General features: G+C 65.5%; 23 protein-coding genes. 19 read left to right on the forward strand and 4 right to left on the reverse strand.

Annotation, left to right across the window (positions count from 1 at the left end; all coding sequences use genetic code 11):
• The first annotated feature begins 158 nt into the window (after positions 1–158).
• Complete coding sequence (locus THIARS_RS17475) at positions 159–1,349, forward strand: ATP-binding protein (protein ID WP_094161992.1); 1,191 nt, start codon at positions 159–161, stop codon at positions 1,347–1,349.
• A 165-nt stretch (positions 1,350–1,514) separates the two neighbouring features.
• Here the strand turns inward: THIARS_RS17475 and THIARS_RS17480 are convergent, their stop codons facing one another.
• Genes THIARS_RS17480 through THIARS_RS17490 form a run of 3 tightly spaced genes read right to left on the reverse strand, consistent with a single transcriptional unit; the run spans position 1,515 to position 3,607 of the window.
• On the reverse strand, positions 1,515–1,952 hold the full coding sequence (locus THIARS_RS17480) for a hypothetical protein (RefSeq protein ID WP_094161993.1): 438 nt from the start codon (positions 1,950–1,952) through the stop codon (positions 1,515–1,517).
• On the reverse strand, positions 1,949–2,398 hold the full coding sequence (locus THIARS_RS17485; RefSeq protein ID WP_094161994.1) for a BRO-N domain-containing protein: 450 nt from the start codon (positions 2,396–2,398) through the stop codon (positions 1,949–1,951). Before THIARS_RS17485 ends, THIARS_RS17480 begins: the two co-directional genes overlap by 4 nt.
• A gap of 21 nt (positions 2,399–2,419) precedes the next feature.
• Positions 2,420–3,607, reverse strand: a complete 1,188-nt coding sequence (locus tag THIARS_RS17490; protein WP_094161995.1) for a BRO-N domain-containing protein — start codon at positions 3,605–3,607, stop codon at positions 2,420–2,422.
• A 1,081-nt stretch (positions 3,608–4,688) separates the two neighbouring features.
• Here THIARS_RS17490 and THIARS_RS17495 point away from each other — a divergent pair.
• The 17 genes from THIARS_RS17495 to THIARS_RS17570 all read left to right on the forward strand — a co-directional run bounded on the left by THIARS_RS17495 (position 4,689) and on the right by THIARS_RS17570 (position 21,664).
• Positions 4,689–4,970 (forward strand): hypothetical protein, encoded by a 282-nt coding sequence (locus THIARS_RS17495; RefSeq protein WP_094161996.1) that lies wholly within the window; start codon positions 4,689–4,691, stop codon positions 4,968–4,970.
• A gap of 48 nt (positions 4,971–5,018) precedes the next feature.
• A complete protein-coding gene (locus tag THIARS_RS17500; protein ID WP_094161997.1) occupies positions 5,019–6,338 on the forward strand; it encodes a ParM/StbA family protein in 1,320 nt (439 codons plus the stop codon).
• 823 nt (positions 6,339–7,161) lie between these two features.
• Positions 7,162–8,517, forward strand: a complete 1,356-nt coding sequence (locus THIARS_RS17505; protein WP_094161998.1) for an IS1182 family transposase — start codon at positions 7,162–7,164, stop codon at positions 8,515–8,517.
• Positions 8,518–8,803: 286 nt separating this feature from the next.
• Positions 8,804–9,130: a hypothetical protein gene (locus THIARS_RS18460; RefSeq protein ID WP_013107026.1), complete on the forward strand. Its 327-nt coding sequence runs from the start codon at positions 8,804–8,806 to the stop codon at positions 9,128–9,130.
• A 182-nt stretch (positions 9,131–9,312) separates the two neighbouring features.
• Positions 9,313–11,100 (forward strand): glycosyltransferase family 39 protein, encoded by a 1,788-nt coding sequence (locus THIARS_RS17510; RefSeq protein ID WP_245845972.1) that lies wholly within the window; start codon positions 9,313–9,315, stop codon positions 11,098–11,100.
• 76 nt (positions 11,101–11,176) lie between these two features.
• Entirely contained in the window at positions 11,177–11,548 is a 372-nt protein-coding gene (locus tag THIARS_RS17515) for an SMR family transporter (RefSeq protein WP_094162232.1), read from the forward strand.
• A gap of 11 nt (positions 11,549–11,559) precedes the next feature.
• Positions 11,560–12,699 (forward strand): DegT/DnrJ/EryC1/StrS family aminotransferase, encoded by a 1,140-nt coding sequence (locus tag THIARS_RS17520; protein WP_094161999.1) that lies wholly within the window; start codon positions 11,560–11,562, stop codon positions 12,697–12,699.
• Complete coding sequence (locus tag THIARS_RS17525; protein ID WP_094162000.1) at positions 12,696–13,712, forward strand: glycosyltransferase; 1,017 nt, start codon at positions 12,696–12,698, stop codon at positions 13,710–13,712. The genes THIARS_RS17520 and THIARS_RS17525 overlap by 4 nt, the downstream gene beginning before the upstream one ends.
• Before the next feature lie 22 nt (positions 13,713–13,734).
• On the forward strand, positions 13,735–14,664 hold the full coding sequence (locus THIARS_RS17530) for a formyltransferase (RefSeq protein WP_094162001.1): 930 nt from the start codon (positions 13,735–13,737) through the stop codon (positions 14,662–14,664).
• The gene (locus tag THIARS_RS17535) at positions 14,661–15,716 is read left to right on the forward strand and encodes a bifunctional UDP-4-keto-pentose/UDP-xylose synthase (RefSeq protein WP_094162002.1); all 1,056 of its coding nucleotides are present in this window, start codon (positions 14,661–14,663) and stop codon (positions 15,714–15,716) included. Before THIARS_RS17530 ends, THIARS_RS17535 begins: the two co-directional genes overlap by 4 nt.
• A 31-nt stretch (positions 15,717–15,747) precedes the next feature.
• The gene (locus tag THIARS_RS17540; protein ID WP_094162003.1) at positions 15,748–16,668 is read left to right on the forward strand and encodes a polysaccharide deacetylase family protein; all 921 of its coding nucleotides are present in this window, start codon (positions 15,748–15,750) and stop codon (positions 16,666–16,668) included.
• A gap of 37 nt (positions 16,669–16,705) precedes the next feature.
• Positions 16,706–17,644: a L,D-transpeptidase family protein gene (locus tag THIARS_RS17545; RefSeq protein ID WP_222423084.1), complete on the forward strand. Its 939-nt coding sequence runs from the start codon at positions 16,706–16,708 to the stop codon at positions 17,642–17,644.
• Between the two features lie 14 nt (positions 17,645–17,658).
• Positions 17,659–18,261, forward strand: coding sequence for a peptidoglycan L,D-endopeptidase MepK (gene mepK / locus THIARS_RS17550; RefSeq protein ID WP_094162004.1), 603 nt, complete (start codon positions 17,659–17,661; stop codon positions 18,259–18,261).
• 128 nt (positions 18,262–18,389) lie between these two features.
• Complete coding sequence (locus tag THIARS_RS17555; RefSeq protein ID WP_094162005.1) at positions 18,390–19,043, forward strand: phosphoribosyltransferase; 654 nt, start codon at positions 18,390–18,392, stop codon at positions 19,041–19,043.
• Positions 19,040–20,359 carry an erythromycin esterase family protein gene (locus tag THIARS_RS17560; protein ID WP_094162006.1) on the forward strand — a complete coding sequence of 440 codons (1,320 nt, stop codon included), beginning with the start codon at positions 19,040–19,042 and terminating at the stop codon, positions 20,357–20,359. Before THIARS_RS17555 ends, THIARS_RS17560 begins: the two co-directional genes overlap by 4 nt.
• A gap of 17 nt (positions 20,360–20,376) precedes the next feature.
• Positions 20,377–21,057 (forward strand): dienelactone hydrolase family protein, encoded by a 681-nt coding sequence (locus THIARS_RS17565; RefSeq protein WP_094162234.1) that lies wholly within the window; start codon positions 20,377–20,379, stop codon positions 21,055–21,057.
• 88 nt (positions 21,058–21,145) lie between these two features.
• The gene (locus THIARS_RS17570) at positions 21,146–21,664 is read left to right on the forward strand and encodes a CBS domain-containing protein (RefSeq protein ID WP_245845973.1); all 519 of its coding nucleotides are present in this window, start codon (positions 21,146–21,148) and stop codon (positions 21,662–21,664) included.
• A gap of 35 nt (positions 21,665–21,699) precedes the next feature.
• On the opposite strand, the gene acs is transcribed toward THIARS_RS17570, so the two are convergent.
• Entirely contained in the window at positions 21,700–23,682 is a 1,983-nt protein-coding gene (gene acs, locus THIARS_RS17575; RefSeq protein ID WP_094162007.1) for an acetate--CoA ligase, read from the reverse strand.
• Positions 23,683–23,890: 208 nt separating this feature from the next.
• Here acs and THIARS_RS17580 point away from each other — a divergent pair, with 208 nt between their 5' ends.
• Entirely contained in the window at positions 23,891–24,559 is a 669-nt protein-coding gene (locus tag THIARS_RS17580; protein WP_094162008.1) for a YqhA family protein, read from the forward strand.
• The last annotated feature ends 15 nt before the right edge of the window (positions 24,560–24,574 follow it).

The following is a 24,574-nucleotide window of genomic DNA, read 5'->3' on the forward strand; positions in this document are numbered from 1 at the left end:
ATCCCGCTTGCTGGGACAAAATCAAGCTTCGATCGACATGCGTGATGCCGGATTGCCGATGCTGCGCGAGGATGTGTAGCGCGGCTGGATTCTTACCGAGTTTATCCGAACTTATGTATTCTTTGTAAATATGGTTTTGTCGTGTAAAATTCTCGCATATGAATCCGATCCACAACCCATTCGCGCCAGGCGCCGGCACGCCTCCGCCAGAGCTTGCCGGTCGAGACGCGGTGCGTGAGACCGTCCGGATCGCGCTGGAGCGCGTGCGCCTCGGTCACCCAACCAAAAGCGTCATCATGGTCGGCCTGCGCGGCGTCGGCAAGACGGTCTTGCTGGACCGCATGCGGGAAGATGCCGCAGCCAGCGGGTTCCAATGCGTGAGGATCGAAGCGCCGGAGCAGCGATCATTGCCTGCCATCCTGGCGCCTCAACTGCGCATCGCGTTGCTTCGGCTGTCCCGCAACGATCAAGCCAAGGATCTCGCCACACGCGCTCTCAGGGGGTTGGCCGGATTCGCCAGGGCGCTCAAGCTCAAATACCAGGATATCGAAGTCGGCCTGGATTTCGATCCGGAGCCAGGACTGGCCGATAACGGCGATCTCGAAAATGACCTTCCCGACTTGTTTGAAGCGGTCGGGGTCGCCGCACGTGAGGCTGGCACTGCCCTCGTGCTGTTCCTGGACGAACTGCAGTATGTGCATGAGGAGCAATTGGCGGCCCTCATCACGGCCTTGCACCGCTGTGCTCAGCGCCGCTTACCCGTGACGATGGTTGGCGCTGGTTTGCCACAGCTCCGCGGTCAAATGGGATTGGCCAAGTCCTACGCCGAGCGACTGTTCGATTTCCCGGAAATCGGCCCCCTGCCCGATGACGCGGCCGAACTCGCGATCACCAAACCTCTGCATGACCAGGGCGTGGTCATCGACGGCGGCGCGCTACACGCCATCGTCGTGGAAACGCACGGCTACCCTTACTTCATCCAGGAGTGGGGCAAGCAAGCCTGGGATGCGGCTCGCGCATCCCCGATTACCGCAGCCGATGTCGAGGAGGCCTCGAAGATTTCCCTTGCCGCCCTGGATGAGAGTTTCTTTCGGGTGCGATTCGACCGCCTGACCCCAACGGAGAAACGCTACATGCGTGCCATGGCGGAGCTTGGCCCCGGGCCACACCGCTCGGGTGACATCGCGGATGTGCTTGGCCGTAACGTCACGTCGCTTGGACCCACGCGCGGTCAGCTCATCGCCAAGGGCATGATCTGGAGCCCCAATCACGGGGACACGGCGTTCACGGTGCCGTTGTTCGACGCCTTCATGCGCCGCATCATGCCCGGTGCCGATTGGCGAAGCTGAGTTTTCAGTCGGCACGTCGCCGTGTCCGCGCCGGCGCCATGACGATCCAGGAACCGCATACGCCGCAGACCTGGGTCTGCAAGACCAGCGTCAGGATCGTCATTTTCTTCATCCAAACGCGCTGTACACGACCCTGTCCGGTTTCGCCGTCGTCATTGGGTTGGCTCAGGGGTAAGAGTAAGCCAGCGCGATCTGGTTAGCTTTCTCACTGGATTCGATTGGCGGGGCCTCGGCGACGCCTTGGTTGAGCGTGTGCGGCTCGAGTGTCGGCAAGTGTCGTCTGTCGTGTATCTCGTAGCGCGCCAAAAACTCGGAGCCATGGGCTTCGGGCTGGGCTACCGCAAACCCCGCACCGCAGACCTTGCATGACGATGGCATGGTTTGCCAGACCTCAAGATCGGCGCGCAGGCGGTGAACGCTGATTTCTCCATGATCTTCATGCTCCGAAAGCTCGGATCTCGTGCCGTCGCATGGATCGTCGATGTAAATCCTGTACACGTCCAAATCCGATGCTCTCGCGCCTGGCAGCCGGTTGGCGAGAATCCAAGCAATCGCCGTGACGACTGGCTCCGGCCAGATGCCGGTGAGCGGCATCCGGTTCATGCCAGGCACCCCAACGTAACCGCAGGCTCGGCATGACCAGCATCCAGCGCATCGATCAACCAATCCACGCCTTCAGCGACCGGCGGCAGCGCCGCGGCCTCTGGATGCTTGCGTATGATGGTTCGGATGGCGTGATGAACCGCCGGCATGACGACGTCGATCACCCATGCCTTGTAGGCGCTCGCTTGGCGTCGGTCGAGAATGACATCCAACCCTTCGACGCTGCACTTGATGATCCGGTTCACCGAACCGTCCTCGTCGTAGGTGTCGACGCAAGTGACGTGTCCATCCCCCAATAACGCGGCCTCGCCCTCGACGTCCTTGACCCCAATGGCCTGGCAAACGGCCTTGAAGTCGAACCAGGGACGGCCGTTACGGACCAGCACGACCAGCGGCTGGCCCCGGTACTCGCGCCGGACAACAATCATCTTCGAGACGTGCATCATGGTTTCTTGCCTCGTCGAGACTTAAACGATCCGGGCCATCGCAAGCCGCGCCATGGCCTTGAGTTGATCCTGGCTCATGACGCTGAGCAGCTTGTCGATCCATTCGCTGCCGCTCGCCTGGATGATCATTTCGTTTTTCTCGAGCGGACGGATCACCGGATGCTCGATGTCGTCCACCGTCAGCAGGAAGCGCTTGTTCTTCAGGATCAGCCCGGCCAGTCCGAGGGCGACTTCCTGGTGGCTGAGATGGGGGATTTGCACTTTGAGGCCCTCTCGCCCGAGTGTCGCTTCGCCGACACCGATCAAGGCCCGGGCGACGTCCATCGCGCCTTGCAGCTTTTCTTGCGTGCCGGGGGCTTGAATCGGGCCAAGGGCTGGGGATGCCGGCTTTTCCACGCTGTAGCGACCCGTTCTGCGGATCGTCGGAAGCACCTCACTGGTGACCCACTTCTTGAATTTCTTGGCGTCGGGCTTGCGGCTGCCAACAATCAGCGCGTACAAGCCTGACTCATTGACGACTGTCACCTTCTGCTTGCCGCCAAGGGTGTCCATCGAATGGACGCCCCGATCTTCTTCTTCAACGTGGGTGGATACAGCTTGGCGCGGATTGCCAAAACCGAGGATTTCGCACGCCTCTGATGCCACAAACCATGACTGCCCGTCTAATCCAAGTGTGGCTTTGAACGTCTTGTCGCCGAAGCTGAATTCCATCACCTCTGTACTCATGGCCTGCCCCTGCTGCTCTGCCGCTGCCTGAACTTGCGCCTCCTGCCCGCGCGGCGCTGGACATGACGCTTGTCGCTCTGGCTCGACCGGCTTGAATTCCGTCATTCCTTGGAGCCTGTCTCCAAGCACCTCGCCGTCTTGGGCTTCCATCGCGCGTACAGCGGCGTGAATCACGCCAGCGACGATCCACTTCCTGAAACGTCTCGCGGCCACCAGACGGCTGGCTGATGCCAGCGCCTGCATCCCGGCTTCGTTGACGTGCATCATCTGTTGCACGCCACTTCCCGTGGGCACGCCTCGCGGCTGTTGATCGCCTGGCTTGACGTGCCGTTCAAGGGCTGCAGTCATCTTCGTGAACCCGAGCGCCGTGCACAGGGGCTTGGCGGCATACCAGACGCTTCCGTCGTCTCCCATCTGCACCAGAATGGGGTTGCCCTCGAAGTCGAGGCGGATGATTGGCTTGGTTTCTGCGGCTGTCGCCATGGCTGCTCCTTCCTGAAACCGTCAAGGTAGAGGTGGCCGCGGCGCAAGCCGACGCAAAAACCAGCCCATCGCTGAGAGTTTTCGTCGCACCCGCCGCGGCGCAAGCCGCCAGTTCTCCTGGGTGGGCCGCGGCGCATCGCGCCCATCATCCCGGCGCGCGCAATCAGGGTAAAGAACCAACCATCCACGCACCGAGCATGGATGTGGGGTTGAGACAGTCAGGTGTGTCTCGTTCACCGCCACGGATTGAGGCCCCGGGTCCTGCCTTTTCACCTGTGTACAGGGGGCGAGATTGCTTCAGGAGTCCCGAATTCAGTCAAAAGCGGTCGCCACCGCTTCCAACTGCCACGCCCTTGCGGGTGGTGGTCTCCCTCTGCGAAGAGGGAACAGGCCCGTTGACGGGGGCCATGCGGATGCTGCCGGAGCGACCCGGCGCGCGGCATCAGCGCTTTAATTCTTGGAGACCCGACCTCGATCGGGCGGCCATGCTCCCTCGGGAGACATGGCTTCATCGCGCCCGCCGCACCAAGATCATGATGCGTGCGAAACGACGATGGGGCTGCCTTGCCCAGCTTCTGCGGCGACGATTTTTTCTGCTACTGGATGGTGAAGGGTGTCTTTTATACCCGGAAAAGCGCGTGTGGACTCGGTTCGTGCCTCACTCAGGGTTCTGCTGTTTTTTTTGGTGAGGGACGTCAAAAAAACCGCCTGGCGGCGGCATGGTGCGATGGTCTCTTGCGAGACCTTGCGCCTCGTGCAAGGCGCAAGAAACCGGGCATGCCGGCTGGAGACACTTTCCGCTTGTGCGGGGTTGGAAAACGGTGCCCGGTGATGGGCTGGTTGCATCCTAAACCGAAGACCGGGGGTTTGTGTGGACCGAATCCCATGCCGTGCGGGTCATTTTTCAACTGCGGCGCCACCGGCTTGCGGATGCAGCATGTCGGTGTAGAACAACTGCATGGCCTTGACGCGGACCAACTTGGTTTCTCGGCCCAATCGGCGGATTTCTCGCCGCAAACCGGCTCATCCGCGTTGGCTTGACGTGGTCTGTTTTTCGCTATCCAAATCGTGAGGAAAAAGCGTGCGTTTCAATCTCACCATCGACCCGGAAGACCCGGGCTTGAGGCCATTATATGAACACCTGATCCGTCTCCCGCATGGCCCCGGGAAGCAACATCGCGCCCGCGCGATTCAGCAAGTCATCTACACCGGCACGGCCATGCTCTATGGGCAAGGCGCCGCGCAACAACCCGTTCCCATGCCTGCCTCATTGGCCCCCCATCAGGTTGCCGCACCGGCGGTTTCAGATCCTGGGCATGTGAACACGTTCATCGACGAACTCGATTTCAGCAAGCTCGCCTGATCACGCCTGCTGGCGCAAATCCAAAACCTTTCAACCTGGAGTCTCAATATGGCAGTCATTCGTTTCAACCTCGGCCTGGACGTGGGCTATGGCAACACCAAGGGCGTCTGGTCCACCGACGCAGGTCCGGAGCACAACGTCATCATCCCATCGGTGGCGCACGAGATCCGCGATCTGGAGGATTACCGCGCCCTGTCCTCGGCCGGGCAGACCGACGAGGTGCTGGTGCAGGTGGACGGCCGCCATTATGTCGTCGGCCCATCCACCGCCGTCTATGGGCGCACGCTGCACGACAACTATATCCACACCCCGCAGTACCGCGCGCTGGTCGCCGGCGCTTTGTACATGGCGTTCAAGGACCTCGGCGAGGTGGTCGAGTGGGTCGACGCGCTCGNTGCCGGGCCTGAGCACAACGTCATCATCCCATCGGTGGCGCACGAAATCCGCGACCTGGAGGATTACCGCGCCCTGTCCTCTGCCGGGCAGACTGACGAGGTGCTGGTGCTGGTCGACGGCCGCCATTATGTCGTCGGCCCGTCCACTGCGGTGTATGGCCGCACGCTGCACGACGACTACATCCATACCCCGCAATACCGCGCGCTGGTCGCGGGAGCCCTGCACATGGCGTTCAAGGATCTCGGCGAGGTGGTCGAGTGGGTCGACGCGCTCGTCGTTGGCCTGCCTGTCTACAGCTTCGGCAAGTTCCGGGAGGGTCTGGCGGCCGAAATGGGCAAGGGGTTTGAGGTTCCGGTCCCGGCAAAGCTTCGTGCCGCCTATGGGAAGGACACGGTGTTCGTGCGGGCGAAGGCGATCAAGGTCATGCCGCAGCCGGTCGGCGCGATGACGGATTGGCGCGGACGCCTGACCGTGCCGCCCCCGGAAGGCGATACGGTGATCGTGGCCGATCCTGGCTACAAGACGTTCGACTGGTTCGCCATGCGCGGCCATGTGATCATTCCGGATCTGTCGGGGGCGTTCGACGGCGGGGTGTCAGAGTTGCTCAAGGACGTGTCTGTGGCGATCACTCGCAAGCACCCCAATGCGCGTGTCGACATCCAGACGGTCGAGGACGGGCTGGAGCGCGGCAGGATTTCCCTGGTCGGCGTCGGCAGCATCGATTTCTCGGAGTATCGCCAGACGGTGCGCAAGGGCGCCAGGATCATCGCGCAGCGCATGGCTGAGATGCTCCAGCGCAGCCAGCAATCGAACAAGGTGCGAGTTGACCACCTGATCCTGGCTGGAGGCGGCGCGCAGTATTTCGAGGATGCCATGCGCGATGTCTTCGCCGGGGTGGATTTCAGCGTGCTGCCCAGGCCCGTGCTGGCGAATGCGCGCGGGTTCTGGAAGGTGGCGACGCGCATGGCGTGAGGCGTTCATGCGCATTCGAACAGTCTGTGTTGCCGACCCGACCGCACGCCCTGAGGTTCTCGAGCCAGGCGTGCGCGATCTGGTCTTATCCCTGCACGGCCGCTTTGGCATTCATCGCGCCCGATGCACCCCAGAAATTGGGCGCCGCAACAGGTCATCCACTTGCAAGTCCTTGATCCGATTCAAAACACTCCAGCGAACGGTCCGGGTTTTCCGCCAAGGTCCACTTTGTTTGCTGACACCTCTAAAGATCGTATCGGGCGCGTCCATATCAAAGTACAACAGGGCCGTCTTGCCGTGAGCGCTTGCGCAAGCGTTCATGGCCGTCATCCTTGGCGTGTGCCTTGGGCTGTCGTTCGGCCACGGCGACCAGGGTTACACGGCATGCCTCACGGTCGGCGGATTTTTCGTATAGCTTGTCATGGCTCCCGGGCGCGAAGGCCGGGCATTCCGATCAGCCTTCGCGGCCTGGATCGGTCTGTGCTTCGGGCTCGACGAGTTTTTCGCAGGAATATCCTGGTTTCCATCGAGCACCGCGCGGGAGTGAGCGCAATTGTCCGTGGCGCCCGATTATCTGCTGTTGGCCTAAATGGGGAGCTACCACGCGCTCACGGGTGCGTTGTTAGGAGCCTTCACGCAGCGGCATCAATGTGAAGGGGCTGGGTAGTTTGTCGCCCTTCGCCTTCGCCTTCGCATGGACGATTCCGGAGATCATCCGCGGCACGGCCATGACGCGCCTGCCTAGGAGTTTGTCGGGCTTTCCAGTGTTCCAGATGCTGAGACTGTCCGAGACAATCGCTGCTGCACAACCCAGCCCGCCCCGATGAGCCGCTTCGTTCCTGTAGACCGAGACACCGCCTATCTGTTGCCGCCGTCGGTGGACGAATGGCTGCCCAAAGATCACTTGGCGCGCTTCGTGGTCGAAGTCATCGAGCAGCTCGATCTGAGCGATCTGGCCCGGCAGTACGCGGGGCGGGGTTCGGCGGCGCACCATCCTGCAGTGCTGCTGGGCCTGCTGATTGACGGCTATGCCAACGGCGTGCATTCCAGCCGCAAGATCGAGCGCGCGACCTACGACTCGGTGGCGTTCCGCTATGTGGCGGCCAACACGCATCCTGACCACGACACGCTGGCGACGTTCCGCCGCCGCTTCTTGAGGGAGGTGGAGGCGCTGTTCGTGCAGGTGCTGGTGCTGGCGCGCGAGATGAAGCTGCTCAAGCTCGGGCACATCGCGCTGGACGGCACCAAGATCGACGCCAACGCCAGCAAGCACAAGGCCTTGTCGTGGGCGCATGCCAACAAGATCGAGGCGCAGTTGCGCCAGGAAGTGCAAACCCTGTTGGCGCTGGCCGAGAACAGCGATCGCGCGGCGGTGCCCGATGGCATGGACGTGCCGGCGGAGATCGCTCGGCGTGAAGACCGATTGAGCGCCATTGCACAGGCCAAGGCCAGGATCGAGCAGCGCGCGGCCGAGCGTCATCTGGGCGAGCAGCAGGAGTACGAGGCGAAGACGGCCAAGCGCAAGTCTCAGCGCGAGGCCGCACGGACGCCGCGCGGCAAGGACCCCGAGCCGCCCCAGGCCGGCCCCCGGAGCAGCGACCAAGTCAACCTCACGGATGAGGAGTCGCGCATCATGCCCGTGTCGGGTGGGGGCTTCGAGCAAAGCTATAACGCGCAAGCCGGCGTGGACACCGAGACGATGATGGTGATCACCCGGCATGTGAGCCAGGCACCCAACGACAAGCGCGAAGTCGTGCCCACGCTGGAGCAGATCGTGGCGTTGCCTGCGGTGCTGGGCGAGGTGCAGTCACTGATCACGGACAACGGCTTCTTCAGCCAGGCCAACGTGATCGCCTGCGGCGATGCCGGGGTCGAGCCGCTGCTGGCGCTCAAGAGGCAGTCGCATCACACGCCCGTGATGGAGCGCTTCGCATCCGATGCGCCCGAACCCCAGACGACGGACCCGGTGGTGCAGATGGCGCACCGGCTGAGCACACAGGCCGGGCGAGCCCTCTACAGCTTGCGCAAGCAGACGGTGGAGCCGGTGTTCGGCATCATCAAGCGGGTGATGGGCTGGCGCCAGATGAGCATGCGCGGGCTGGCCAAGGCACAAGGCGAATGGAGCTTGGTGACCATGGCCTGGAACATCAAGCGCATGCACGTACTGCGCGCGGCGTGAGGGCAAAATGCGCCCCGATCACGCCCAAACCGAGTCCTCAGGCGGCCCCATGCGCCCTCACAGTGTCTCGTCAATCATCGAGAGCGCTCGATCAGCGCGCCGCCGTCCAAAAAAACGCGTCGCACCAATCATTCGGCTTCGCTCGGACTCAAGTCCGACGGCCTCCTAGCTTGACCAAGAAGCCACCAGTCACCTTTATACGCCTCCAAATGATGGGGTGATTTTCATGTTTTTCGAGGTTGCAACTCAGGATGCGTGACGTGAAATGGACGCAAGGAGATGCCCCATGCTTACAGCAACCAAATTGCCAGCCCTGAATGCCGAGCTTGACGCGCTTGCAACCGTGATTGCACAGCGCATTGCACGCCCCGTCCCCATTGACGTTGAACTCTGGAGCGCCAAGGAAATCGCTGCCTACCTCAAGGTTGGCTCCCGCCAAGTGTCCGAGCGCTACGCGTTGATGCCAGGATTTCCCAAAGCGATCCGTTTGCCGACGGTAGCCGGAGTGCGTGGCACGCCGCGCTGGAGCGCCGCGGAAGTGATCGAATGGGCGACCAGCCATCGCGAGGGCGCGCCAACGTCCAAGGGTGGCCGCCCAAGGACCGCGCGCTGATGCCGCTTTGGTTCCAGCGATAGACTTAAGCCCTTGTCGAATTGTTTACAGTTGAGTTCGCGTTCCTACCCTTGAAAACTTGCACCAGAATTTGCACCAAACCGCCTGGAAGCAGCATAAATACTAGCTCTTCGATTCCTTTCACCGGCACCACGAACGGCCTACGTCCAACCGCCTGTTCCGTGACTTCCCCCTCCCCACAAGACCATCTTCCCTCGCGTGGCGTGCTCCTGGCGCTGGCCGTCGTGCTTGCCGCGCTGTGGTTCGGCGTGCTGGGCCTGCGCGACCTGGTTCCCACCGACGAGGGCCGCTATGCCGAGATCCCGCGCGAAATGGTGGCCAGCGGCGAATGGGTGACGCCGCGCCTGGACGGCTTCAAGTATTTCGAGAAACCAGCTCTGCAGTACTGGGCCACCGCCGCCGCCTACGAACTGTTTGGCCTGGGCGAATGGCAGGCCCGGCTGTGGACCGCGCTCACCGGCTTTCTCACCATCCTGTTCACGGGATTTGCCGGCCGGGTTCTCTATGGCCCTCGTACCGGCCTTTATGCGGCGGCGATTCTGGCCAGTTCGCTGTATTGGGTCGGGCTGGGCCATATCAACACGCTGGACATGGGCGTGTCGGCCTTTCTCGCCGGCAGCCTGTTCGCCTTTTTGCTGGCGCAACGCCAGGCCGCGACGAAGGCGCAAACGCGCGGGTGGATGTGGGCCTGCTGGGCCATGATGGCCCTGGCCATGCTGTCCAAGGGACTGATCGGCGTCGCGTTCCCGGGCTCGACACTGGTGCTCTACACCTTGATCACCCGCGACTGGGGCCTGTGGAAGCGCCTGCATATCGCGTCCGGGCTGCTGATTTTTCTCGCCATCGCGGCGCCCTGGTACGTCTGGGTGCAGATCCGCAACCCGGAATTCTTCGACTACTTCTTCGTCTACCAGCAGTTCACGCGCTTCCTCACGCCCGAACTACAGCGGCCTGGGCCCTGGTATTACTTCATTCCCATTCTGCTGCTGGGCATCGTGCCGTGGCTGGGCGGACTGCTTCCCGGGTTGTGGCACGCCTACAAGCAGCCGATGGCCGAGCGCGCTGCCACATCGTCCGCGCGTGCCGCGCTGCGCCCGAACTGGGTGCTGTTGATCTGGTCGGTGTTCATTTTCCTGTTCTTCAGCGCCTCGCACTCCAAGCTGCCCTCGTACATCCTCCCCATCTTCCCGGCGCTGGCGCTGATGATGGGCGAGCGCTTCGCACGCGCGCCGCGCGGCGCGCTGCGCTGGCAGTTCGTGCTGAACGCGGCCATCTCGCTTGCGGCCATCGTCGGCTTCACGCAACTGTGGCGCGCGGGCAATGCCATCACGCCCGCTGCGCTGTATCAGCAATACGGCTGGTGGCTGGAGATCACCGCGGTGCTTGGCCTGATCTGCAGTCTGCTGGCCTGGCGTCTGGAGGGCGCGGGGCGCCGCACCGCTGCCGTGCTGGTGCTGGCCGGCGGCATGTTCGTCGGACTCACGGTGGGCACGCAGGCCTTCCAGATCCTGGGACGCACCGCGTCGACCAAGGACGTGGTCGCCGCCATCCGCCCCTGGCTGCACGCGGGTCAGCCTTTCTACGCCGTGGGCACCTACGACCAGACCCTGCCGTTCTACCTGCGCCGCACGGTGACCGTGGTGGCCTACGAGGGCGAGCTGCATTTCGGCATCACCCAGCAGCCGCAACTGTGGGTGCCCAGCGTCGCGGACTTCGCCAAGCGTTGGGAACAGGACAGGCTGCCGCTGGCCTTCATGCCGGTGGGCGAGTTGGCCGCACTGCGCGCGATGGGCCTGCCGTTCCGCATCATCGACCTCACCCCGCGTTATGCCGTGATCGCCAAACCGGGGCAGAATTACGGGCCCGCGGCGCAAGCCGCCGCGGCGCGCCTCCCGGCGGCGTGGAATGCCCCCACGGCGGGCGGCACCAACCACCAGGACAAGCCATGAGCCCCGTGCCGGACCCGACAGAATGCAGCGCCGCCAGCCCCGGCGAAGCGGCTCGCCGACTCACGGGAGCACGCACGTGAGCACGGTGGCGCTCGTGCTGGTGCTGACCGGGGTGATGCTCAATGCCGCCGCGCAGCTGCTGATCAAGGCCGGCGCCGAAACCGCCGGGCGGTTCTCGTTCACGCTCGGCAACCTCTGGCAGGCCGGCTTGCATTTCGCCCTGCAATGGCAGATTCTGCTGGGCCTGGCCTGCTACGCCGTGTCGGTGGTGGTGTGGATCCTCGCGCTCACGCGGGTGCAGGTGTCCATGGCGTATCCCATGATTTCTCTCGGCTATGTGGTCACGGCCTTCGCCGCGTGGTGGCTGTTCGGTGAGGCGCTCACGGCCCAGAAACTGCTCGGCATCGCCATCATCATCGTCGGCGTGATCCTCGTCGCCCGCTCCTGAACCCACCCACCATGACCACTGCCTCCGACTTCCTTCCGATGACGCGACCCGACATCGACGAAGCCACCATCGCCGGCGTCGCCGAGGTGCTGCGCTCGGGCTGGATCACCACCGGGCCCTGGGCCGCCCGCTTCGAGCAAACGCTGTCGGATTACTTCGGCGGGCGCACGGTGCGCGCCTTCAACTCCGGCACGGTGACCATGGAAGTGGCCTTGCGCATGCTGGGCGTGGGGCCGGGGGACGAAGTCATCACCACCCCCTTGTCCTGGGTTGCCACGGCCAACGTGGTCCTCGCCGTGGGCGCGACGCCGGTGTTCGTCGACATCGACCCCGCGACGCGCAACATCGACACGGCGCGCATCGAAGCCGCCATCACGCCGCGCACCAAGGTTCTGCTGCCGGTGCATCTGGCGGGGTTGCCGTGCGATCTCGACGCCATCGACGCCATCGCGCAGCGCCACAAGCTGCGCGTGCTGGAAGACGCCGCGCAGGCCATCGGCAGCACCTGGCGCGGCAAGCGCATCGGCGGCTTCGGCGATTTCGCCTCGTTCAGCTTCCACCCGAACAAGAACGCCACCAGCATCGAAGGCGGCTGCCTGGTGCTGCCCGAAGACGCCGACCCCGCGCTTGCCGAGCGCCTGCGCCTGCAGGGCGTGCGCCGCTTCGGCCTCGACGGCATGGATGTGGACGTGCTGGGCGGCAAGGCCAACCTCACCGACGTGGCGGCGCGCGTGGGCTTCGGCCAGTTGCAGCGCGTGGACGACTTCAACGCCCGCCGCAGGGAACTCGCCCAAGCCTATTGCGTCGCGCTCGACGGCCTCGACCTCGGAGGGCGCGGCGTGCAGCTTCCGGTGCGCGACTTCACCGACAGCAACTGGCACATGTTCCAGGTCGTGCTGCCCGACGGGGTGGAGCGCGCCGGGGTGATGCAGCGGCTCAAGGACCGCGGCATCGGCACCGGGGTGCACTACCCGGCCATGCACCTGTTCACCCTGTACCGCAAGATGGGCTTCAAGCCGGGCGACTTCCCGCATGCCGAGCGCGTCGGCGCGGGCACCCTGACCTTGCCGCTGTTTCCGGGCATGCGGGACGGCGACATCGGCCGCGTCGCCGAGGCGCTCTCCGCCGTGCTGCGAGAATTCAAGGTATGAGCACTTTCGCCCCGCCCCTGGCGCTGTCGGTCGTCATTCCCGTCTACAACGAGGAAGCCGGCCTCGCTTCCCTGTTCGCCCGCCTCTACCCCGCGCTCGACGCCCTCGGCGAGCGCTACGAGATCATCTTCATCAACGACGGCAGCAAGGACCGCTCCGCCGCGCTGCTCGCCGAGCAGCAGCGCAAGCGTCCGGACGTCACCCGCGCCATCCTGTTCAACGGCAACTACGGCCAGCACATGGCCATCCTGGCAGGTTTCGAGCACGCGCGGGGCGACATCGTCATCACCCTCGACGCCGATCTGCAGAACCCGCCGGAGGAAATCGGCAAGCTCGTGGCCAAGATGCGCGAAGGCTACGACTATGTCGGCTCGATCCGCCTGCAGCGCCAGGATTCCTGGTTCCGCCGCAACGCCAGCCTGGCGATGAACACCCTGCGCGAGAAAATCACCCATGTGCGCATGACCGACCAGGGCTGCATGCTGCGCGCCTACGGGCGCGACGTGGTCGACACCATCAACCGCTGCAGCGAAGTCAACACCTTCGTCCCGGCGCTGGCCTACACCTTCTCGCTGCGCCCCACCGAAATCGAAGTGGCCCACGAGGAACGCGCCGCCGGGGAGTCCAAGTATTCGCTGTTCAAGCTCATCCGGCTGAATTTCGACCTGGTCACCGGCTTTTCGCTCATGCCGCTGCAGTTCATGTCCTTCCTCGGCATCCTGCTGTCGCTGGCCTCCGGCGCCCTGTTCCTCTACCTGATGATCGAACGCCTGCTGTTCGGCTCGCAGGTCCAGGGGGTGTTCACCCTGTTCGCCATCACCTTCTGCCTGCTGGGCGTGCTGCTGTTCAGCATGGGGCTGCTGGGCGAATACATCGGGCGCGTCTACGAGCAGGTGCGCGGCCGTCCCCGCTACGTGGTGCAAGCCGTGCTGGACGACACCACGGCCGGCATCGCGCCCGCCAGCGGCAATGCGCAGGCCGAGGCCAACCGCTTCGCCGCCTCCCGTCGCTGACTCAGCCGCCCGCACCCGCCGCATGCGCGCCGTCGTCTTCGCCTATCACAACGTTGGCGCACGCGCCCTGCGCACCCTGCTGGCAGGCGGCATGCAGGTCGAGCTGGTGCTCACGCACCCGGACGACCCCGGTGAAACCATCTGGTTCGAGAGCGTGGCCGCCGTCGCGGCCGAGCATGGCATCCCGGTGGCCCTGGTGGATCTGTCCGTGCCGCCCGAACTGCAGGCGCGCGTGGCGGCCATCCATCCCGACTACCTGTTTTCCTTTTACTTCCGCCGCATGCTGCCGCCCGCGCTGCTGGCCACGGCGCGCATCGCTGCGCTGAACATGCATGGATCCCTGCTGCCCAAGTACCGCGGGCGGGTGCCGGTGAACTGGGCCGTGCTGCACGGGGAGCGCGAAACCGGCGCCACCCTGCACGTCATGGAAGCCAAGCCCGACGCCGGCGACATCGTCGCCCAACAGGCGGTGCCCATCCTGCCCGACGACACGGCGAAGGACGTGTTCGACAAGGTGACCGTGGCCGCCGAGATCGCGCTGTGGAGCGTGCTGCCGCAGCTCATGCGGGGGCAACTGCCGCGCCGGCCCAACCCGCTCGCGCAGGGCAGCTACTTCGGCGGCCGCAAGCCCGAGGACGGGCGGCTCGACTGGACCCGGCCGGCGGCCGAACTCTATAACCTCATCCGCGCCGTGGCGCCACCCTACCCCGGCGCGTTTTTCGAGTCGGGCGGCAGGCGACTCGTCGTCGCCCGGGCCCGCCTGGCGCGGCCCGAGATCGCCGCCCTGCTGCCCGAGTCTTGCGGCCTCGGCCTGCACGCGGCGGCCGGCAAGCTGCTGGCCAGGGCCGGTGACGGCGGGGTCATCCATATCCTCGAACTGTGGGACGCCGGCTTCCCAGGCACGCCCCTCAGCCCGCAACAAGTTTCGGAACTCGCAGCGCATCTGCCATGAAAAAAATCCTCATCCTCGGCGTCAACGGCTTCATCGGCCACCACCTGTCCAAACGCATCCTGGCCGCCACCGACTGGCAGGTCTACGGCATGGACATGAGCACGGATCGCATCGACGATCTGTTGCCCAACCCCAGGTTCAAGTTCTTCGAGGGCGACATCACCATCAACAAGGAGTGGATCGAATACCACGTGCGCAAGTGCGACGTCATCCTCCCGCTGGTCGCCATCGCCACGCCCGCCACCTACGTGAAGGCGCCGCTGCGCGTGTTCGAACTGGACTTCGAGGCCAATCTGCCCATCGTGCGCGCGGCCGTGAAGCACGGCAAGCGCCTCGTGTTCCCCTCCACCTCCGAGGTCTACGGCATGTGCACGGACGCCGAATTCGACCCCGAGAACTCGCCGCTGATCTACGGCCCGATCAATAAGCCACGCTGGATCTACGCCTGCTCCAAGCAGCTGATGGACCGCGTCATCGCCGGCTACGGTCAGCAGGAAGGGCTGGACTACACCCTGTTCCGGCCTTTCAACTGGATCGGCGCCGGGCTGGACTCGATCCACACGCCGAAGGAAGGCAGCTCGCGCGTGGTCACCCAGTTCCTCGGCCACATCGTGCGCGGGGAGAACATCAGCCTGGTCGACGGCGGGCAGCAAAAGCGCGCCTTCACCGACATCGACGACGGCATCGACGCGCTGATGCGCATCATCGACAACAAGAACGGCGTCGCCAAGGGCCAGATCTACAACATCGGCAACCCGGCCAACAACCACTCGGTGCGCGATCTGGCCGAGCGCATGCTGCGTCTCGCGGCGGAATACCCCGAATACCGCGACAGCGCGAAACAGGTCCGGCTGGTCGAAACCAGCTCGGGCGCTTACTACGGCTCCGGCTACCAGGACGTGCAGAACCGCGTGCCCAAGATCACCAACACCATGCGAGACCTCGACTGGACGCCGAAGGCCGACATGGACACCGCCCTGCGCAAGATCTTCGAGGCCTACCGCGGCCAGATCGGCCAGGCGCGCGCGCTGATGGACGACGGCGGGAACTGAGCCGCGCACCAAGTCTGCGACACCGTACGGCATGGCAACCCTCGCCCTCAAGGTCGACGTCGACACCCTGCGCGGCACGCGCGAAGGCGTGCCCACGCTGCTGCGGCTTCTGGCGCGCCATCGTCTGCGCGCCACCTTCCTGTTCAGTCTCGGACCCGACCATACCGGCCGCGCGCTCAAGCGCGTGTTCCGCCCGGGGTTCCTGGCCAAGGTGCGGCGCACCTCGGTCACCAGCCACTACGGCCTCAAGACCCTGCTCTACGGCACCCTGCTGCCGGGGCCGGACATCGGCCGGCTGGCGGCCGAACCGATGCGCGCGACCTACCGCGCCGGGCACGAGGTCGGCGTCCACACCTGGGACCACATCCTTTGGCAGGACAACGTCGCGCGCAAGGACGCCGCATGGACGCGGCGCCAGATGCGGCTGGCGGTGGATCGCTTCGCCGAGATTTTCGGCCACGCGCCCAAGGTGCACGGCGCCGCGGGCTGGCAGATGAACGACGCCGCCTACCTGCTGGAAGAAGAACTCGGCTTTACCCTCGCCTCGGACGGCCGAGGCGATGCGCCGTATCGCCCCGTGGTCCATGGCCGCGCCCTCGCCGTGCCGCAGTTGCCGACCACCTTGCCGACGCTGGACGAACTCATCGGCGTGGACGGCATCACCCCCGAAAACGTGGCCGCGCACCTGCTCAAGCTTTCGCTGGACGGCCGCGACCATGTCTACACCCTGCACGCCGAACTGGAAGGCGGCCAACTCGCGCCCGTGTTCGATGCCCTGCTGACCGGCTGGAGCCAGTCCGGTCTGCGCGTCGGCAGCATGGCGGATTACGCCGCAACGCTGGACCTGGGGGCATTGCCGCGTAAAGGCGTGGGCATGGGCACCGTGCCCGGGCGCAGCGGCGTGTTGGCCGTCCCGGTGAATCTCCCACCCGGACCTGCGGGCCTGGCCTGACGGCGCGCAACGCCGGCAAGCGAGGCCCGCCGTTTTCATGCGCAAGATGGCCATCCGTTTTCTCGCCGCCGTGCTGACTTGCGTCGGCGCCGGCGGCGCATGGGCGCAGACCCCCGCAACGGCGCCCCTGCCAACCCAGCCGGGGCTGTCGCAGCAGATCGTCGGCGGCAGCTTTGAATACACCGTGCGCCAGGGCGATACGCTGACCGCGATCGGGGCGCGCTTCGGCGAGTCGGCCGCCGTCATCGCGCGGCGCAATGCGCTGGCTCCCCATGCCGCGATCCATCCGGGACAGGCGCTTCAGATCGACAACCGCCACATCGTCCCGGAAACCCTGGACGATGGCATCCTGATCAATCTGCCGCAGCGCATGCTGTTCGACTTCCATGACGGCCGGCTCGCCGGCGCCTATCCGGTCGGCCTGGGCAAACCGAGCTGGCCGACGCCAGCGGGACGTTTCAAGGTGGTGGAATTGCGCAAAGACCCCACCTGGCATGTCCCGCTGTCGATCCAGGAGGAAATGCGGCGCGAAGGCAAGGCCATCATCACCCGCATGCCGCCCGGGCCTGACAATCCTTTGGGCCGATACTGGATCGGGCTGAGCCTGCCCGGCTACGGCATCCACGGCACCAGCGCGCCGCCCAGCGTCTACCATGTCCAGAGCCACGGCTGCATCCGGCTGCATCCGGACGACATCGAATCCCTGTTCGCCCATGTCCAGCTCGGCACCCCCGGCAAGATCATCTATGCTCGCTTGCTGCTCGCCGCGCTGCCCGATGGCAACATTGAACTCGAGGTCAACCCGGACATCTACCGCAAACAACCCAAGCCCTGGGATGCGCTGGTCAAACTCGCGGCCGAACATGGCCTGACCGACCGCATCGACTGGCAAAAGGCCCGGCAAGTCGTCGAGCAGCAAGAGGGGCTGGCGAGGCGCATCGACCGCCAAGCCGAAGACCAGCCCCCGGCACCGTAAGCAAGGAAGCCACCATGTCGCGTATCCGCCCCGATACACCGTCTCACCCACACGCAGTAGCCAACCACGAACGCCGACGTTTCCTCTCGGCCGCGGCCGGCATTCTGGCCGCGGGAAGCGGCGTCGCCGCCCGACCGGCCTTCGCCCAGACACGCGCCTCCAGCGCTGAGCGCGCGCTCAACGTGCACAACCTGCACACCGGCGAAACCCTGCGCACCGTCTATTGGGCGCAAGGCGTGTACCTTCCCGAATCGCTCGCCGAGGTCAACCACCTGCTGCGCGATTTCCGCAACAACGAGACCAGGGCCATCGCCCCCTCGCTGCTCGATCTGCTGCACGCCATCACCGAACGACTCGGCGCGACCCAGCCCATCCAACTCGTGTCGGGCTACCGCTCGCCCAGCACCAACGCCATGCTGCACGCCCGCAGCGCGGGCGTGGCCAAGCACAGCCTGCACATGGACGGCATGGCTGCCGACATCCGCGTTCCCGGGCACGACCTGACGCAACTGCACCGGGTCGCGCTGTCGTTGCAGGTCGGAGGCGTCGGCCTGTATCCCCGCTCGGATTTCGTGCATGTCGACATCGGCCGGGTGCGCCGCTGGCAAGGTGTCTGAGCGCGGCGGGCCGCGGGAACTTCGGCGCGGGATGTCCCGTCGCTTCGGTTCGGCAACTTGATCTCGATCAATCGCGCGCCACGCCAACCCGCCTAGCCTGACGGCATGTGTCGGTGTGAGGTGGCGTCATGGATGATCGCTTCCAGGATCGTTTCGCCGCGGGCCGCAAGCTGGCCCAGGCGCTGCAGGCCTATGCGCACCACCATGACGTGCTTGTGCTGGCGGTGCCGCGCGGCGGCGTGCCGGTGGGATACGAAGTGGCCAAGGCCTTGGGCGCCGAACTCGACGTGCTCATCGCGCGAAAGCTCGGATTGCCCGGGCACCCGGAACTCGCCATGGGCGCGATTGCCTCCGGCGGCGCGCTCTATCTCAACCCCGACGTCATCGCGATAAGCGGGGTGTCCCGGCAGGAGATCGAAGCGGTTCTTGCGGACGAACGCATCGAGTTGCAACGCCGGGAAACCCAGTACCGAGGAGCGCGCCCACCGGTGCGTATCGACGGCCGCGTGGTCATCGTCGTCGACGACGGCATCGCCACCGGCGCCTCGATGCGGGCGGCCGTCATGGCGCTGCGCTCGCAGCATCCCGACCGCATCGTGGTGGCCGTGCCGGTCGCTCCGCCCGACGCAAAGCAGCGCCTGGGCGACATCGCCGACGACTTCATCTGCGTCCTCAGCCCCGACCCCTTCTATGCCGTCGGCCAGTTCTACGACACCTTCGACCAGACCAGCGACGAGGAAGTCCGCCGTCTTCTGGCCAGGTCGCGCGAGGAGACACCGTGACGCATCCCGCGCTGACCCCGTTTCTTGCCGTGCGCGACCTCGCGCAAAGGCTGGCCGGCACGCCCGCCGATCATGACGCGCTGCTGGCGATGGCCGAAGGGCGGCGTTTCGTCCTTCTCGGCGAAGCGACTCACGGCACGCAGGATTTCTACCGCATGCGCGCCGAAATCACCCGCCGGTTGATCGCGGAACAGGGTTTCGACGCCGTCGCGATCGAAGGCGACTGGCCCGACGCCTGGCGCGTCAACCGCTACGTGCAGGGCGAAGGCGACGACGACGACGCCTCCGCGCTGGACGACTTCGAGCGTTTTCCCGCCTGGATGTGGCGCAACCGGGAAGTCCTCGACTTCGTCGGCTGGCTGCGCGCGCACAACGCCACCAAACCCCGGGCGCAGCGCGTGGGGTTTTATGGCCTCGACCTCTACAGCCTCTACCGTTCGGCCGACGCGGTGATCCACTATCTCGACCGCATCGACCCGGAACAGGCGGAACTCGGCCGCAAGCGCTACGCGGCCCTCGACCACGTGCGCGAGCCCCAGGTCTACGGCTACCAGGCGGCCTTCGGCCAGCGCCCCGACGCTCGCGAAGGCGTCATTGCGCAATTGCTGCAATTGCGCGCCGATGCGCAGGCCTACATCGAGCGCAATGGCCTCGCGGCGTTGGATGCGCATTTCTTTGCCGAGCGCAACGCCACGGTGGTCGTTCACGCCGAAGCCTATTACCGCGCCATGTTCGGACGGCGCGTCAGCACCTGGAACCTGCGCGACGCCCATATGCGCGACACCCTGCTCGCACTGGCCGACTACCGCGTCCGGCGGGGCGGCACGGGACGGGTGGTGGTCTGGGCTCACAACTCGCACCTCGGCGACGCGCGCGCCACCGAATCGCATGCGCGGGGCGAATGGAATCTCGGCCAGTTGGTCCGGCAGGACGTGGGCGACCAGGCCCTGCTGGTGGGCTTCACAACCTATACGGGCCGCGTCTCGGCGGCTTCGCAGTGGGACGGCGACGTCGAGCACAAGTGGGTCAGGCCGGCGCTGCGCGGCAGCTACGAGCATCTGTTCCACAGCACGGGGCTGGATCGGTTCTTCCTGCCCTTGACCGACGCCGCGGCCGAGCCCCTGCGCGAGCCCATGCTGGAGCGCGCCATCGGCGTGCTTTATGTGCCGCAGACCGAACGCGCGAGCCATTATTTCGACGCCGCGCTGGCGCGCCAGTTCGACGCCGTGTTCCACCTGGACGAAACTGCCGCGCTGGAACCGCTGGATGCGCCGCACCACTGGCACCGGCCGGAACCCGCATTGCCGGTCGCCTGAACATGGGCCGCGAAAGCATGCGTCCGCTGCCTGCCGTCATCGACGTCGAGATCCGCACGCGCGACGTGGTGTTGGAAGGCATGCTCGCGCTGCCGGACACGCCATCCGGCCTCGTCGTGTTTGCCCACGGCAGCGGCAGCAGCCGGTTCAGCCGGCGCAACCGGGATGTCGCCGAAGCCATGCAGGCGGCCGGGCTGGGCACCTTGCTGTTCGATCTGCTCAGCGCCGAGGAGAACACGCGCGACAGGGTGACGGCCGAGCATCGCTTCGACATTGCGCTGCTTGCGCGGCGCCTGACCGATACGGTCGACTGGCTGGGCCAGGAGGCGGCGACCCGCGCCCTGCGCATCGGCCTGTTCGGCGCCAGCACCGGGGCGGCGGCGGCCCTGATCACCGCCGCCGAGCGCCTGCAACGCGTGGATGCGGTCGTCTCGCGCGGCGGGCGCCCCGACCTGGCCGGCGATGCGCTCGGCAGGGTGCGGGCCCCCACGCTGCTCATCGTCGGCGGCTGGGACCCTGAGGTCATCGCCCTGAATGCGCAGGCGGCGCGCCAACTCACCTGCGCGCACCGCACCGCCATCGTCCCCGACGCGACCCATCTCTTCGAGGAGCCGGGCAAATTGGAACAAGTCTCCAGGCTGGCCGCCGCCTGGTTTGCAACGTACCTCGCGGCGACGGACAGCCGAGGGGCGCGCTAGGGCTTCCCGGTCGGGAAGCCGTCCGCCGGGGGTCTTTCCAGACGGAAGGACAGCCCGACATGGCCCATATCGACGTCAGGAGCACAGCATGAAAGTCAAGGACCTTTACACCCGGGGCACGGTGCACATCCCGCGATCACGCACGTTGCAGGAAGCCGCCATCCAGATGCGTGAACAGCATATCGGGGCTCTCGTCGTCACGGATGGCGCGGCGAACGATCACGTCGCCGGGGTCGTCACCGACCGGGACATGGTGGTCAGGGCGCTCGCCAAAGGCGCAAACCCGGTCGCCACGACGGTTGGCGACGTGATGACCGAGGGCGTGATGTCCGTCCCTCAAACCACCGATGTCAGCGATGCGATGCAGACCATGTTCAGCCATGGCATACGCAGGCTCGCGGTGACCGATGACGACGGCGGGGTGGTCGGCGTGCTGTCCCTGGACGATGTGATCCAGGCCATGAGCCGCGAGCGTCGCAACTCGCCAGCATCGTGCGCAGCGAGCAGCAGCGGGACCGAACCGGGAGCGTGCAATCGCTCCTGCATCCCTGAGAAGGCCGGGCTGGCGCCGATTCCGGCCGCGCCGCGACCCGCGCTTCGCGCTTGAGCCGGCTCATGGCGACGCCATGAGCCGGCTTGCGCTTAGTGGGTACGCGCCAGCTGCTCGAGGATCGCCGGGTTCTCCAGCGTCGACGTATCCTGGGTGATGGCTTCGCCCTTGGCCAGGGTGCGCAAGAGGCGGCGCATGATCTTGCCCGAGCGCGTCTTCGGCAGGTTGTCGCCGAAGCGGATGTCCCTGGGCTTGGCGATGGCGCCGATTTCCTTGCCGACGTGGTTGCGCAACTCCTGGGCGATCTGCAGCGCCTCTTCGCCGGTCGGCACCGGGCGCTTGAGCACGACGAAGGCGCAGACCGCCTCGCCGGTGAGATCATCCGGGCGGCCCACCACCGCGGCTTCGGCCACGATCGGGTGCGACACCAGGGCCGACTCGATTTCCATCGTGCCCATGCGGTGGCCCGAAACGTTGAGCACGTCGTCGATACGCCCGGTGATGGTGAAGTAGCCGGTGTGCGGGTCGCGGATGGCGCCGTCGCCGGCCAGGTAATAGCCGTGCAACTCCTCCGGGTAGTAGCTTTTCTTGAAGCGCCCGGGGTCGCCGTAGATGGTGCGGATCATCGCCGGCCAGGGTTTCTTGATGACCAGGATGCCGCCCGTGCCCCAGGGCAGGTCGTGCCCGGCCTCGTCCACCACCTCGGCGAAGATGCCCGGCAGCGGCAAGGTGCAGGAACCCGGCACCATCGGCGTGGCGCCGGGCAGCGGGGTCAGCATGTGGCCGCCGGTCTCGGTCTGCCACCAGGTGTCGACGATGGGACAGCGTCCGCCGCCGATGTGCTCGTAGTACCACTCCCAGGCGGCGGGGTTGATCGGCTCGCCCACGGTGCCGAGAATGCGCAGCGAGTCGAGCTTGTAGTTGCGCGGGTGCACCGCGGCGTTGGTTTCGGCGGCCTTGATCAGCGAACGGATGGCCGTGGGCGCGGTGTAGAACACATTCACCTTGTGGTCCTGGATCATTTTCCAGAACCGGCCCGCATCGGGGAAGGTGGGCACCCCCTCGAACACCACTTCGGTGGCGCCGCAGGCCAGCGGGCCGTAAGCGATATAGGTGTGGCCGGTGACCCAGCCGATATCGGCGGTGCACCAGAACAGGTCGTCGGGCTGGATGTCGAAGGTCCACAGCATGGTGAGCTGCGCCCACAGCAGATAGCCCGCGGTGGAATGCTGCACGCCCTTGGGCTTGCCGGTCGAGCCCGAGGTGTAGAGCAGAAACAACGGATGCTCGGCCTCGACCCATTCGGGCGCGCACGTGGCGCTCTGGCCGGCCACCAGTTCGTGCAGCCACAAGTCGCGCGGCGCGTGGAAGGCGACGTCGCCGCCGGTGCGGCGGTACACCACCACGTTGCGCACGGTGTCGCAGCCGCCCAGGCCGAGCGCCTCGTCGACGATGGCCTTCAACGGCAAGGCCTTGCCGCCGCGGCGCTGCTCGTCGGCGGTGATCACAAGCACTGCGCCGGCATCCTGGATGCGGTCGCGCAAGGATTGCGCGGAAAAGCCGCCGAACACCACCGAATGCGTGGCCCCGATCCGGGCGCAGGCCTGCATGGCCGTCACGCCTTCCACCGACATGGGCATGTAGATGACCACGCGGTCGCCTTTCTTCACGCCCAGGGATTTCAAGGCATTGGCGAACTTGGCCGTGCGCTCGAGCAGTTCGCCGTAGCTCACGCGCGTGACGGTGCCGTCGTCGGCCTCGAACACGATGGCGGTCTTGCCGCCCTTGCCGGCTTCGACGTGCCGGTCCAGGCAGTTGTACGACACGTTGAGCTTGCCGTCGGCGAACCATTTGTAGAACGGCGCACCGCTGGCGTCGAGGGTTTGCGTGAACGGCTTGTTCCAGGCCAGGTGCTCGCGCGCCAGGCGGGCCCAAAACCCTTCGAAATCGCCTTCGGCCTCGGCCACCAGCTTGCGGTAGGCGTCCATGCCGGAAATGCGCGCACGCTGCACCGCCTCGGATGAGGGGTAGTAGGTCTTCAGCTCGTGATGCTCGGGTACAAGTTGCTCGGTCATGGTTGTCTCCAGGTTTTCAGTCGATCCATCGCGCCCAGCGTTGGCGGCCGTGCCAGGCTTCGCCGCATGGTTTCAACTGTATTGTGTCCGCTTTATATTCTGGACCGCGTGCTCTTACATCCCCCTGACGCTGCACGGCCATCCAAAATGCCGCAGCCCCATGGAATTCTTACAATCGGACACTCATTTTTCGTGCCCTGACAACCCCATGCCCAAACCCAACCCCGACGCCCAACTTCCGCTGATTCCCCGCATCCTTTTCATGAGCCGGTGGCTGCAGCTGCCGCTGTATGTCGGCCTCATTCTCGCCCAGGGCGTCTACGTCTATCACTTCTGGGTCGAATTGGCCGATCTCGTCGGCGCCGCGTTCGGCCACCAGGCCGCGCTCCAGCACCTGCTCGACGCGGTGGCGGTGCGCAACCCCGTTCCATCCGATGCCGCCGCCACCGCGGCAGCGGCCGCGCATGGCGGCATGCCCAAGCTGACCGAAACCACCATCATGCTGGTCGTGCTCGGGCTCATCGACGTGGTGATGATCTCGAACCTGCTGATCATGGTGATTGTCGGCGGCTACGAAACCTTCGTGTCGCGCATGTATCTGGAAGGCCATCCGGACCATCCGGAATGGCTGTCGCACGTGAATGCCTCGGTACTCAAGGTGAAGCTGGCGATGGCCATCATCGGCATCTCGTCGATCCACTTGCTGCGCACCTTCATCAACGCCGACGCCTACAGCACCAAGGCGCTGGTGGCGCAAACCGCCATCCACCTCACCTTCCTGTTGTCGGCGCTGGCCATCGCCTACACCGACCGTCTGATGAGCCGCACCATCCACGACAACCAGTCGGCCCAGGAGCCCGATAGCGCGGGGCACTAGGGGCGGGGCGGGATG

The sequence above is a fragment of the Thiomonas delicata genome (genome assembly GCF_900088825.1).
GTDB lineage: Bacteria > Pseudomonadota > Gammaproteobacteria > Burkholderiales > Burkholderiaceae_C > Thiomonas_A > Thiomonas_A delicata.